Annotated in this window: 8 protein-coding genes; 5 read left to right on the top strand and 3 right to left on the bottom strand. The window is 66.1% G+C overall.

The window, feature by feature from the left end; translation table 11 throughout:
* The first annotated feature begins 175 nt into the window (after window positions 1–175).
* On the top strand, window positions 176–2,848 hold the full coding sequence (gene aceE / locus GOC52_RS07910; RefSeq protein ID WP_191851094.1) for a pyruvate dehydrogenase (acetyl-transferring), homodimeric type: 2,673 nt from the start codon (window positions 176–178) through the stop codon (window positions 2,846–2,848).
* A 51-nt stretch (window positions 2,849–2,899) separates the two neighbouring features.
* On the opposite strand, the gene GOC52_RS07905 is transcribed toward aceE, so the two are convergent.
* The gene (locus GOC52_RS07905; protein WP_010484263.1) at window positions 2,900–3,382 is read right to left on the bottom strand and encodes a hypothetical protein; all 483 of its coding nucleotides are present in this window, start codon (window positions 3,380–3,382) and stop codon (window positions 2,900–2,902) included.
* Between the two features lie 191 nt (window positions 3,383–3,573).
* On the opposite strand from GOC52_RS07905, the gene GOC52_RS07900 reads away from it, so the two are divergent.
* The 4 genes from GOC52_RS07900 to GOC52_RS07885 all read left to right on the top strand — a co-directional run bounded on the left by GOC52_RS07900 (window position 3,574) and on the right by GOC52_RS07885 (window position 9,645).
* The gene (locus tag GOC52_RS07900) at window positions 3,574–4,803 is read left to right on the top strand and encodes an MFS transporter (protein ID WP_053442809.1); all 1,230 of its coding nucleotides are present in this window, start codon (window positions 3,574–3,576) and stop codon (window positions 4,801–4,803) included.
* Window positions 4,800–5,957, top strand: coding sequence for an ROK family protein (locus tag GOC52_RS07895; protein WP_049412646.1), 1,158 nt, complete (start codon window positions 4,800–4,802; stop codon window positions 5,955–5,957). Before GOC52_RS07900 ends, GOC52_RS07895 begins: the two co-directional genes overlap by 4 nt.
* Window positions 5,958–6,043: 86 nt before the next feature.
* Window positions 6,044–8,539 carry a TonB-dependent receptor gene (locus GOC52_RS07890; RefSeq protein WP_191851092.1) on the top strand — a complete coding sequence of 832 codons (2,496 nt, stop codon included), beginning with the start codon at window positions 6,044–6,046 and terminating at the stop codon, window positions 8,537–8,539.
* Window positions 8,539–9,645: a YdcF family protein gene (locus GOC52_RS07885; protein ID WP_099559262.1), complete on the top strand. Its 1,107-nt coding sequence runs from the start codon at window positions 8,539–8,541 to the stop codon at window positions 9,643–9,645. Before GOC52_RS07890 ends, GOC52_RS07885 begins: the two co-directional genes overlap by 1 nt.
* 17 nt (window positions 9,646–9,662) lie before the next feature.
* Here the strand turns inward: GOC52_RS07885 and fauA are convergent, their stop codons facing one another.
* Both fauA and GOC52_RS07875 read right to left on the bottom strand, forming a co-directional pair.
* Window positions 9,663–11,834: a TonB-dependent alcaligin siderophore receptor FauA gene (gene fauA, locus GOC52_RS07880; protein WP_099559261.1), complete on the bottom strand. Its 2,172-nt coding sequence runs from the start codon at window positions 11,832–11,834 to the stop codon at window positions 9,663–9,665.
* Window positions 11,835–11,945: 111 nt separating this feature from the next.
* A complete protein-coding gene (locus GOC52_RS07875) occupies window positions 11,946–12,881 on the bottom strand; it encodes a helix-turn-helix transcriptional regulator (protein ID WP_043402458.1) in 936 nt (311 codons plus the stop codon).
* Window positions 12,882–12,970: the final 89 nt, after the last annotated feature.

The raw sequence follows: 12,970 nt of genomic DNA, 5'->3' as shown, positions 1-12,970 counted from the left end.
CAAGCCGGGCCCGCCTATCGAAGCCAGGGGGCCCGGCCTACGCTTGTCTTCTCGGTGGCCGCCACGGTCGCCCTTCGCGTCACGGCCCCGCCGTTGCGACCCCGCTCCAGTGCTGTGCGCCCTGCCGGTGTTGTCGCCCAGGCAGAAGTCCGACCGGCGCCCTCTGGAGACCGTCATGAACCAAGCCCTGATCCCCTTCGATACCGACCCGCTGGAAACGCGGGAGTGGCGTGAATCGCTGGAGGCGGTGATGCAGGCCGGCGGCCGGCAGCGCGCGCACTACCTGATCGACCAGCTGAGCGATCTGGACGCGCAGCAGCACGGCGACCTGCATACCCGTGCCTGGACCGCCTACGTCAACACCATCCCGCCCGAGCGCCAGCCGGCCTACCCGGGTGACCTGGCCATCGAGCGCCGCCTGAACGCGATGATCCGCTGGAACGCGATGGTGATGGTGCTACGTGCCGGCAAGCATTCCAATGTCGGCGGCCACATCGCCACCTACCAGTCCGCGGCAGTGCTGTACGACGTCGGCTTCGATCACTTCTTCCGTGGCCGCACCGACACCTTCGACGGCGACATGATCTACATCCAGGGCCACTCCGCGCCGGGCATCTACGGCCGCGCGTACGTGGAGGGCCGCATCGATCCGGCACGGATGGACAACTTCCGCCGCGAAGCCGGCCGCGAAGGCCTGTCCTCGTATCCACACCCACGCCTGATGCCGGAGTTCTGGCAGTTCCCCACCGTATCGATGGGGCTGGGCCCGCTGACCGCCGCCTACCAGGCGCGCTACATGCGCTACCTGGAATACCGCGGCCTGAAAGAACACCAGGGCCGCAAGGTCTGGGCCTTCCTCGGCGACGGCGAAATGGACCAGCCCGAATCGCTGGCGGCAATTTCCCTGGCTGGCCGCGAGCGGCTGGACAACATCGTGTTCGTGGTCAACTGCAACCTGCAGCGCCTGGACGGTCCGGTACGCGGCAACGCCAAGGTCATCCAGGAACTGGAAGGCACCTTCCGCGCGGCCGGCTGGAACGTGATCAAGCTGATCTGGGGCAGCGGCTGGGACGACCTGCTGGCCCGCGACCACAGCGGCCTGCTGCGCCAGCGCATGATGGAATGCGTGGATGGCGACTACCAGACCTTCAAGTCGCAGAGCGGCGCCTATGTGCGCGAACACTTCTTCGGCCGTTACCCCGAGCTGCTGGAGCGGGTCGCGCACATGAGCGACGACGAGATCTGGGCGCTGGCACGTGGTGGCCACGATCCGCAGAAGGTGTACGCCGCCTACCAGCAGGCGGTGAACACCCGCGGCCGGCCGACGGTGATCCTGGCCAAGACGGTCAAGGGTTTCGGCATGGGCGAAGCCGGCGAAGGCCAGAACATCAACCACCAGCTGAAGAAGATGAGCGCCGATGCGGTGCGCGCCTTCCGCGACCGCTTCAACCTGCCGGTCAGCGACGAGCAGCTGGAGGAGATGCCCTATCTGCGTCCGGAGCCCGGCAGCGCCGAGGCCGCCTACTTCGCCGAGCGCCGCCGCATCCAGGGCGGCCAGCTGCCGGCGCGGCTGGCGAAGGTCGATCCGCTGCCGTTGCCGCCGTTGTCGATCTTCAACACCCAGCTGCAGGGCAGCGGCGATCGTGGCCAGTCCACCACCATGGGCTTCGTGCGCATCCTCACCAGCCTGCTGAAGGACCCGGACCTGGGCAAGCTGGTGATTCCGATCGTGCCCGATGAATCGCGCACCTTCGGCATGGAAGGCCTGTTCCGCCAGATCGGCATCCACTCCTACCTGGGCCAGCTGTATACCCCGCAGGATGCCGGCCAGCTGAGCTATTACAAGGAAGCCAAGGACGGCCAGATCCTGCAGGAAGGCATCAATGAATCCGGTGCGATCTGTTCGTGGATCGCCGCCGGCACCGCCTACAGCAACCACGGCCTGGCCACGATTCCGTTCTACATCTTCTATTCGATGTTCGGCCTGCAGCGTGTCGGTGACCTGGCCTGGGCCGCTGCCGATGCGCGTACCCGCGGCTTCCTGCTCGGTGCCACGTCGGGCCGCACCACGCTGATGGGCGAAGGCCTGCAGCACGATGACGGCCACAGCCACGTGCTGTCGTCGGTGATTCCGAGCTGCGTGTCCTACGACCCGACCTACAACTACGAGCTGGCGGTGATCATCCATGACGGCCTGCGCCGCATGTATGTCGACCAGGAAGACATCTACTACTACATCACCGTGCTCAACGAAAACTACCCGCAGCCGGCACTGCCGGAGGGCGTGGAAGCGGGCATCCTGAAGGGCCTGTATCTGCTGCATCCGGCAGCCGCCGATACCGCCTCGCAGCCACGCGTGCAGCTGATGGGCAGCGGCTCGATCCTGCGCGAAGTGGAAGCCGCGGCAGAACTGCTGCAGCAGGACTTCGGCGTCGCCAGCGATGTGTGGAGCGCCACCAGCCTGACCGAACTGCGCCGCGACGGCCTGGCCGCCGAACGCTGGAACCTGCTGCATCCGGCCGAGGAGCCGCGCGTACCCTACGTGCAGCAGTGCCTGCAGGGCCATGAAGGCCCGGTGGTGGTGGCCACCGACTACATGAAGATCGTAGGCGACCAGATCCGTCCCTTCGTCAACGACCGTCGCTTCACCGCACTCGGCACCGATGGCTTCGGCCGTTCCGACACGCGTGAGTCGCTGCGCACGTTCTTCGAAGTGGATCGCCACTTCATCGTGCTGGCAGCCCTGAAGTCGCTGGCCGACGAAGGCCGCATCGAGCGCTCGCGGATGCAGGAGGCCATCGACAAGTACGGCATCGACACCGGCAAGCGCGACCCGGCTACGGTATAAGGCTGCTGCATTCACCACGCCCGCTGTGCGGGCGTGGTGCAGGCGGCGCCGCTACGGTATCCGCTTGAACAGATTGGTCTGCAGGATCGGCGTACCGTCGTGACCGTAGAACGCCTTGGTCTCGGTCATCGTCGTACGGTCGGCCGCCACGGTATAGATGCGGGTGGAGGCCGGCGTGCCGTGGTCCACCAGCTGCATCACCAGGGTGTTCGGCGCCGGCAGTTTCAGGTTGGCCTTGTCCGCACCGTAAGTACCGGACAAGGGCCCCGGCGTGCCGTCCAGCGCCAGCGTGCCGTCGGACTTCATGGTCTTGCCGTCGTGCAGGACGATGTCCACATGTGAACTCCAACGCCCCGCACCGGCGTCCTTGAACTCGAGCACCACATGCTTCGGGCGCTGCGCTTCGGGAAGTGCAGACGTGGCGATATCCAGCGACCAGCGCCCCAACAGCGGTGAGGGCGAAGCTTCCACTGCCAGCGCCGGAACGGCGGAGAGCGAAAGCGCAGACAACAACACAGCGGACAACAGTTTCATACGTTGCTCCGTTCCAGTGAAGAAAGCGCTGCGTGACGCGTGGTGGGGGCAGCAGGGCAAATGCTGCACGCCCGCGGCAGGGGGTGCAAGCCACGCGCTGAATGCCCGGCCACCCGCCATGTCAGGACCATGTCACACAGGGGTAGTAGAACGATCCAGCATCTCCGGCTCTTCTCCCCCAGTACACGGCGTTGAACGCGCAGCCCTCGCCACGGCACCTCTATGCCGCCGGCCACTTTGCCCGCACCCTGGCCTGGTCATTCGTGGATCTGGTGCTGGGCTACTACCTGCACGCCCGGCTGGGGCTGTCGGCGGCCCACACCGGCCAGTTGCTGGCCATTTCACTGGCCTACAGCAGCTTGCTCGATCTGCTGCTGGCCGCCGTGTTCACCCGCCTGCGCAACCAGCAGCGCCTCGCCCTGCGCCTGCAGCTCATCGGCGGGCTCGGCACGGCGGCCAGCGCCTGCCTGCTGTTCAGCCCGGGCAACGCAACCGAGCCCGCCTTCCTGCCATTGCTGGTCGCATCGTTGCTGTTCCGTACCTGCTATGCAGTCTACGACGTGGCCCAGAACGCGTTGACGTCGTTGCTGCCCCGTGACGAGGACGAGGCCATGCGCTATGTCTCCACCCGCGCCGTGGTAGTGCCGATCTCCAAGCTGTGCATTGCCTCGGCGCTGTTCGTCGTGGTCGGTACGCCTGCGTCCCAGGGCAGTGGCAACGCGTTGCTGATCTGCATGGTCATCGGCGTGCTGATCGCGGCCGCTGCGCTTCCTTTGGCCTGCGTCGCAACGCCCCCACGGCCCGGCGCAACCAGGACGCCCGCTGCTGTTGCCCTGCCCCTGCCAGCGCTGCTGCCGGTTCTGCTGGCCGCGGCGGCGGAGACGGCGCTGGTTGGCCTGGCAGGGCGTCTGTTCCCCTTCGCCGAACATGGGGCAGCGCTGACCTTCGCGATGGTGGCGGGCATGGTGGTTGCCCCCTGGCTCTGCCTGCGCCTGCGTACAACGCTGCACAGCGAGACCGGGATGCTCGCGTTGATGTCGGTGCTGGCCGTCGGAGCCGTCGGCGTGTACCTGGCCATCCCCTCCACGCCCATAGCGATTGCATGTGCCGCGACCCACGGGACGGCGGTGGCCAGCGTCGGCCTGGTACTGTGGCGACGCACCGCGCTGATCGCCCGTCGCCACGCCATCCATGGCGGACGCGACGATGACCTCAGCTGCTTTGCACTGCTCACCGGAACCATGAAGCTATCCATCGCGGCCTCTTCTTTGCTGCTGGGCGAAGTGCTGCCCGGTATACAGGCGGGCGATCTGGACACCTCGGTCGCCCTGATCTCGCTGGTCGCCATCGGCAGCCTGCTTTCGCTGGCTGCATTGGCCTGGCCCATCCCTCCAGCACGCACCGAGGGCATGCGCCCGTGAGCCTGGCCCCGACATCGCGGCTGCGCCGCAAGCCGCTGATCGCGCTGGAGGCCGACCATAAGCGCATCATCTGGCTGTTGCGCACGATGGGCGCGGTTCCCCGCATCACCATCGCCCACCAGCTGGGCATGCACAACGGCGCGTTGACCCGCCTGGCGCGTGAGCTGCTGATGCTGGAAGTGATCGAGGAGCAGGAACAGCTGTCCGATGGCCAGCGCGGCCGTCCGTCGGTGCCACTGGCGCTGTCCGGCCGGGGCGGCTATGCCGCCGGTGCCACGGTGCATCCCGGTTGGCTGGAGATCGCACTGGTGGATTTCGCCGGTCAGCTCATCGCCCGTGATGCCACCGCATTCGACAGCGCAGATCCCCACGATTTCGTCCATTGCGTGGACCAGCGCCTGCGCAGCCTCACCAGCAGCACCGGACTGATGCGCGCGCGGTTCCTTGGCCTCGGCGTGGCCGTTCCGGGGCCCGTGGTCGAAACCGGTCCGGCACGCCGGCACGCGGTGGACTGGCTGCATGGCTGGCGCGATATCGACAACGACCAGTTCTTCGAAGACTACTTCGGCTTCCCGGTGTGGGTGGAGAACGATGCAACCCTGGCGGCGTTGGCGGAGTACTACGACAGCGGGCTGATCCGCGACTGCGCTTCGGCGCTGCTGCTGTATGTCGGCCACGGCGTGGGTGGCGGCGTGATCCACCGGCGTGATGTGATGCGCGGTGAGTTCGGCAATGCAGGCGACATCGGCCGCCTGTTCCGCATGGACGCACCGCGCCCCTCGGGCATCGACCTGCTGGCCACGTTGCGCGACGCCGGCGCCGGGATTCCTTCGTTGTTCGAGTTGGAGGCCTGCCTGGAAAGCCATGCCGGCATCATCAGTGCCTGGGCCGAACGCGCGGGAAACCAGCTGGGCGCGGCGGCCAATACCGGCGTGGCGTGGCTCGATCCGGGCGCCGTGATCCTGTCCGGTTCGCTGCCCCGCCAGGTACTGGAAGCGTTGGGGCAACACCTGCAGCAGCCGGCACGCTGGAGCAGCGCGCTGGACAGCCTGCGCCTGCCGCAGGTGCATGTGTCACGGCTGGGAGGATCTGCGGTATCGGTGGGCGCGGCGCTGCTGCCGATCCACCAGCTGGGCGCCGATGCCATCGTTTAATTGTTTATTTCCGCCGAAGTAAACAATTCCGTCATCGCCCGGACCTACCGTGCAGCGGTCCCCCTTCCCTGCATGGCCGCCCTCCGATGAACATCAGCCCCCTGGTCCTGGGAATCTCCCTGGCCTTGATATCCCTGCACGGCAACGCTTCTGCGCAGGACGCCCCGGTCCAGAACCAGGGCAGCGTCGACGCCGCAACGCTGGATGCGGTGGTCGTCACCGGTGCGGCGCGCACCCAGCGTCGTTTCGATGCGTCCTTCGCAGTCAATTCGCTCAGCCGCGAAGACGTGCAGAAACTCGCACCGAAAAGCTATGCCGACCTGCTCGGGTCCGTGCCCGGCATCCATGTCGAAGCCACCGGAGGCGAGGTGCAGAACATCACCCGGCTGCGCGGCATTCCCACCGATCGTGGCTTCATCGCCTTCCAGCAGGACGGCCTGCCGCTCTACCAGGAGCTGGATGGCCACTTCTTCAATTCCGGCGACGGCATGAACCGGTTCGACGTGATGAACCAGCGGGTGGAGATCGTGCGTGGTGGTCCGGCGCCGATCTATGCGAGCAGTGGCGGCGCCATCGTCAACAACATCCTGGACGAGGGCTCGGAACAGACCCACGGCAAGGCCCAGCTGACCGTCGGTGACACCGGGCTGTACCGTGGCGAGATGTACCAGTCCGGCGCCCTCGGCAAGGACACCTTCTATGCGGTCGGTGGATTCCTGCGCCAGCACGATGGCTACCGCGACAACGGCTTCCCGAACGACAAGGGCGGGCAGATCAGGGGCAACATCAAGCACTACTTCGATGACACCAGCTGGTTCAAGGTCAGCGGTACCTTCGTCGATGACCACAATACGTTCTACCTGCCGATCCCGGTCGCCGATCCGCGCAATCCCAGCGTCCCGCTGGACCCGTACATCGACTACTTCGACGGTACGCTGAACTCGCCGTCGCTGCGCAGTGTCAACCTGAAATACCTCGATGGCGGCGGCGTCCTGCAGGGCATGAACCGCGACCTGGCCGATGGCCGGCACATGCGCTTCGGCAACATCGGCTTCCAGTACGAGAATACCGCCAGCGATTGGACGATCTCGCTGAAAACCGGTTACACCAAGGGCCGCAACACCTTCGACGCACTGTACTCGACCACCAACCCGGTCGACGCACGCACTTTCGCCAACGGCTATCTGGGCGCGGCCCGTAGCGCCTTCGGCGCCGGCGTCGCGCGGATGGGCTACGCTCTGGCCGGCAGCAACGGGGCGAGCGCCTACGACCCCTATGCCGACTCCGGCCTGGTGATCTCGGCCCAGTACCGGGCCGCAGATTCGGACTTCTACTCCGGCCAGGCCGACTTCAGTGCGACGCGGTTGTTTGAAACGGCCTGGGGCAGCCACGATCTGAACATCGGCGCATATACGGCCTTCTTCGGCACCACGGCCTTCAGTCTGTACCAGGACATGCTGATGGAGATGCGCGGCAAGCCACGCCTGCTGGATCTGGTGGCCTACGGCAACGATGGCGCCCCCTTGGGATACGTCACCGACAAGGGCACGCTGCGTTACACCACTACCCTCAATCGCGGCAAAGTGGATGCCCGCATGTTCGCGGTGTATGCCAATGACACGTGGGCACTGACGGACCGCTTCAAGCTCGACGCAGGTATCCGCCATGAACGCTACCGCTATGAAGGCTATGCAGAGCAGACCGCCCAGGTCGACCTCGGCGACCGCACCACACTGGCCGACAACACCACGCGCCGGTTCACCGGCGTCGTCCAGAACCATCGCCTGGATCCGTCCGCGACCAACTGGACCGTCGGTGCGAACTTCGATTTCACCTCTTCGGTGGGTGCTTACGCCCGCGTCTCGCACATGGAGATCGTTCCCAACTCGTCAGTGGCACGCTCGATCGATCCCACCATCGTGCAGACCCAGCTGGACCAGTACGAGCTGGGCCTGAAGGCCGGATTCGCCCGGTCCTACCTGTACCTGACTGCGTTCTACACGAAGTTCGACCCGCTCAACGCCTCGTTCGTGGCGTTCAACCCGACGACCGGCCGCAATGACCAGTCGGTGCCGTTCATCGGTACCGCCGTCTCCAAGGGCATCGAACTGGATGGGCTGTTCCGGCCGCTCGACTGGTTCAGCATTGCCGGTTCGATCACGGTCAGCGATCCGCAGTACGACAGCCTGCAGAACGATTCCGGCGCCGATCCGGCCGCCGTCAACGGCAAGCAGATCGTTCGCGAGCCCAAGCTCTACGGCAACCTCCGCCCGACCTTCAGCTTCCAGCACGGCCAGGACCAGTTCGAGACCTGGCTGCGCTATGACGTGGTCGGCAAATCCTATGTTGATCTGTTCAACCAGACGGCGCTGCCTGCCTACCAGACCCTGGGGCTGGGCGTTTCATGGAAACGCGGCAACTGGGGCGCACAGCTGGTGGGCGACAACCTGACCAATGAAAAGGGACTCACCGAGGGCAACACCCGCACCGATGCCCTGGCCGGCCAGGGTTCGGCCGAGGCAATCTATGGACGGCCGCTGTTCGGCCGCAACGTCCGCCTGATGGTGAGCAGGAGCTGGTGATGCATCGACGATTTGCCTTGTCCCTTGCCCTGCTTGCCGCGGCGGCGCTGCCGCTTGCGGCGGCGGCCGACGACCGCGACAGCGCCGCGCTGGCCGCACGACTGTTCCCCACCCTCATGCAGTTGAAGCCCGATACACTGCCCGGTGATGCGCGTGCCCTCCTGGCCGAACGCATGCAGCAGCTGGCCGACTGCCGGACCGCCACCTGCATGCTCGCGTCCGCACGCTGGACGCCCACGCAGGCCGGCCTGTTGATCGCCGCGGCTCCCGCGCACGCCCAAGCCATCGAACGGGAACTGGCAGGCCTCAACAACATTCTCTCCGTCTATGGCCAGGGCCAGCCGCCCCGCTACGACGCCATCGACGGCCCGGTCGGCGCGGCGGGCAGCACGCGACTGGCCGGCGACGTCGCCATTGCCATGCAGATGAGCGAGGTGGACGCCAGCGCGGCCTACACCGCCTTCGATCGCAGCATCGCGGTGGCGGTAGGCCTGCTCGATGCCAATGACCGCCTCGATGCGATCCGCTTCGAGCCCATCAGCGCGGGAATGAACGCCGCGCCGTTTGCGCGTGCGCGGCAGCTCGATTGGAATGCGCATCCGTACACCGCGATCATCGTGCTGGGCCAGGGACCGGACGAACTGACCACCCCGCTCAGCGCCGGCAGCAAGCTGCGCCTGAAGGCGGCCGCGCAGCGCTACGCGGCAGGTGATGCACCCTTCCTCATCGTCTCGGGTGGTGCGGTACACCCACGCGGCACCCGCAGCGTCGAAGCGGTGCAGATGCGCGAAGCGCTGATGGCACGCTTCGGCATTCCCGCAGATGCAATCATCATCGAGCCGTATGCCCGCCACACCACCACCAACCTGCGCAATGCAGCCCGGTTGCTGGCGGCCCTGCAGGCACCGCCGCGGCAACCGGCATTGGTGGTCAGCAGTCCATCACATATCGATTCGGTCGCCAGCAGCGCCTTCAGCGAGCGCAACCGCCATGAACTGGGTTACGTTCCGGGCGAGGTCGGTTCACGTGTTTCCCCCTACGCGATCCCGTTCGTGCCGGCTCCCGAATCGCTGCGCATCGATCCGATGGATCCGCTGGATCCCTGAACCGCGCGACGGCATCTTCAGTAACCGACCTTCACCGTGAACATCACGTTTCGCGGTGCGCCGTACCAGCCCTGGTTGTAGAAGCCGATCTGCGAGTAGTAATGGCGATCAAACAGGTTGTTGATGTTGACCGCCGCCGACACATTGGAGCTGAACTGGTAGCGCGCCATCAGGTTCATCAACGCGTAGCTGGGCTGCTGCACCGGCACCCGGCGATTTCCGGGCGCGGTGGCGGTCTGGTACATGCGGTTCTGCCAGTCCACGCCACCGCCGATCGTCAGCCGGTCCCAGGTACCCGGCAGTCGCCAGGTGGTGAACAGCTTGAACAGGCTGCGCGGCTTGGCGGTGTTGATCGCCCTGCCCTGCGCGTCCTGCGCGATGAAGGTGGTGAAGCTGGTGCCCAAGCTCCACCCCGGCAGCGGCTCACCGGCCAGTTCCAGTTCCAGGCCGTCCACCGTTGCGCCCTTCACCGCACGATACGCCGCCTGCGTACTGCCCTCGACCAGCCCCCCCGTGGCCTCGGCCAGATTGTCCTGCTGGGTGCGGAACAGCGCCGCCGACGCATTCAAGCGCTCCTGCAACCAGCTGCCCTTCAGGCCCAGCTCATAGCTGCGGCCGCTGACCGGGTCGAGGATCTGCCCGGATTCGTTGCGGTTGTTCTGCGGCTTGAAGATGCCGGTGTAGCTGGCGTAGGCGCTGCTGTAGTCGTTGAGGTCCCAGACCACACCGGCATACGGTACGAACTCGTTGCGGTAGCGGTACTTCCGTTTGCTGCCGAAGTAGACCTGGTCGGTCTCCCAGTTGCTCAGGCGGCCACCGACGATCACATGCAGCGGATCAGCCAGCGACAGCCGCGCCACGGCATAGGCACCGCTCTGATGATTGTCCAGATCATCGGCCTGGGTCTTGTTGCTGGCCCACACCGGCTCGGGCGTGCCCGGCCCGTGCCATTCGAAATAGCTGGCCAACGGCGGCAACGGGGCCAGTGCGCGGTACTGCCCCAGTGCGATCTCGTCGCGTGAGCGCGACCAGCCGACGGACGCCGTGTGCTGGCGGCCGAACAGCTGGAAGGGACCGGTCAGGCTGACACTGACCGCCTCACGGCGCACCGGACCGTCGTAGCGGGTGAAGCTGTTGCCATTGGGCATCGCCCCGGTCACCGGATCGGGATAGCCGCCCCGGTAGAGATGCTTCATCTCCATATCGGTATGCGAGCGGCTGTAGGACACGCGTGCCTGCCAGTCGTTGCCGAAGCGATGGTTGAAATCGAAGAAGCCGTTGCGGGTATCGGTGCTCATCCGTGCCCACGGCGCGGTGGCCGATACCGAGCGGTCGAAGCGGGTACGCGTGCCGTCGGCATTGAACAGCGCAAAGCCACTGCCGAAGCCACGATTGTCGTTGCCCTGGTAGGAGATGCCGGCAATCAAGCCGGTGTTCTCGCCCAGGTCCACGCTGACCACGCCGTAGAGCGTCTTCGTGGTGCTGTCCAGGCCAGCGGTGTAGCTGTCGCCCTCGGCCTGCGCAGCGACCATGCGGCCACGCACGCGCCCTTCCCGGCTGAGTGGGCTGGACACGTCCACCCAGGCACGGCGCGCGTCCCAGCTGCCGAGGCTGATGCCGCCACTGGCAGCAACGTCGCGCAGCGGGCGCTTGCGTACGTAGTTCACCGCCGCCGACGGATTGCCGGCACCGGTCATCAGGCCATTGGCGCCGCGCACGATCTCGATGCGGTCGTACACCACCATGTCCAGGTTGTTCTCGCCGAAATTCCACGGCGACAGCACCGGCATCACCACGCCATCGAACTGATAGTTGTCGATGTCGAAGCCGCGTGCCGAGAACGAGTAGCGGTTGGCATCACTGCGCGTGACCGAGATGCCCGGAGCAGTGGCCAGCGCATCGGCGGTGCTGAGCAGGCCCCGGTCCTCGATCTGCTGGCGGGTGATGACGCTGACCGACTGCGGCGTCTGCCGCGAGGTCAGTGACAACCCCGTCGCCGTGCCCATGGAGTCGGTGGTGTAGGAACGTGAGGATTCGGTGCTGCCATCGAGATCGGCCGTGACCTGCACGGTGGGCAGCTGCGAGGTGTTCGCGGCGGGGGCGCGCTCGGCGCCGTGGGCAGTATTGAACAGCGCCAGGGTCGTGCCGATGGCGGTTGCCAGGGCGCGCGGGCGGATACAGGCGGGCATGGGAGATCCAGCAGGAGAGAAAGGCTGGATGAGAATTATTGTCATTTGAGCGTGAGCACACGTATGCGTAGACGCAGCAGATGTATGCACACTGCCGACGCTGATCCGGCGTCAGCGCAGCTGGCTGGGCGCGATGCCGTAGCGCGCACGGAACGCGGTCGCGAAATTCGTGGCATGTCGATAACCGACGAAATGCGCGGCCTGCTGTACGCTGCAGCCCTGCCGCAGCTGTGCGCAGGCCAGTTGCAGGCGATGCTCGCGCAGCCAGCCGAACACCGAGCACTGATACACCTGCTGGAACTTCAGGCGCAGGCTGCTTGGGCTCATGCAGGCCAGGCGCGCCAGATCCTCCAGGCAATGGTCGGCGGCTGGAGCCGCCTGCAGGCAATCCATCACCCGCTGCAGCATGCGGCGGTCACGTGCTGAAACACGCAGGTCCGGCGATGCCTCCCTCGCAGGCGCCCCCAGCGCCAGGGCCAGCATCTGCAGGCCGATACTCTCGCACAGCAGTGCATGCATCGCGCCGTGCCAGCTGCCCGACAGCAGCTGGTCAGCGGCGTGCTCGAGATGCCCGGGAACCTGCCAACCACGTAACCGCGGGTGACCGGTGCGATGCGCGGTGGATAGCAGTTCGCTGATCATCGGGTCGTCAATCCCGGCAGGTGCGTCCAACGAGACATTCAGGCTGCGCATCCGCTGCCCGGCGGGATGAATCGCGGTCATCGGTGCTGCCTCGGCCAGCACCATCGTGCCGGCACCCGGGTTCATGCCGATCACTGCCTGCCCCGCCAGCCGCGCCCCTGCGCGTCCCTCCAGCATCACGATCGCCGAGAAGGCCGGCGGCGATTCCGAAGTTGCCTCGAACGGCTGATGGGCGATCACGTCCGACAGCGCCAGGGTCATGCCCGGGCGCAGGCGACGCTGCTCCACCCTGCCTTGCACCACGCACTGTTCACCCGACAGATCGGCGGCCGACGCCGGCAGGCGATAGCGGAAGCCGCTGCTGCGGCCCAGGCGATCAAGGTCGGCAAGGGTGAGGTTGAGCATGATGGGACCAGAGGGGATCGTCCCGCATTTTCATATGAGAACCATTCTCATATCCACCGCCTGCCGCAAGGCCCATTTCGCCCTTGTCG

It is taken from the genome of Stenotrophomonas sp. SXG-1, assembly GCF_014083965.1.
GTDB lineage: Bacteria > Pseudomonadota > Gammaproteobacteria > Xanthomonadales > Xanthomonadaceae > Stenotrophomonas > Stenotrophomonas geniculata.
This window is presented reverse-complemented; position numbering and strand designations above follow the sequence as displayed.

What these genes read in the sequence shown, in the direction of transcription:
- aceE (WP_191851094.1), top strand. Translation starts at nt 176, where the DNA reads ATGAACCAAGCCCTGATCCCCTTCGATACCGACCCGCTGGAAACGCGG.
- GOC52_RS07905 (WP_010484263.1), bottom strand. Translation starts at nt 3,382, where the DNA reads ATGAAACTGTTGTCCGCTGTGTTGTTGTCTGCGCTTTCGCTCTCCGCC.
- GOC52_RS07890 (WP_191851092.1), top strand. Translation starts at nt 6,044, where the DNA reads ATGAACATCAGCCCCCTGGTCCTGGGAATCTCCCTGGCCTTGATATCC.
- GOC52_RS07885 (WP_099559262.1), top strand. Translation starts at nt 8,539, where the DNA reads ATGCATCGACGATTTGCCTTGTCCCTTGCCCTGCTTGCCGCGGCGGCG.
- GOC52_RS07875 (WP_043402458.1), bottom strand. Translation starts at nt 12,881, where the DNA reads ATGCTCAACCTCACCCTTGCCGACCTTGATCGCCTGGGCCGCAGCAGC.
- fauA (WP_099559261.1), bottom strand. Translation starts at nt 11,834, where the DNA reads ATGCCCGCCTGTATCCGCCCGCGCGCCCTGGCAACCGCCATCGGCACG.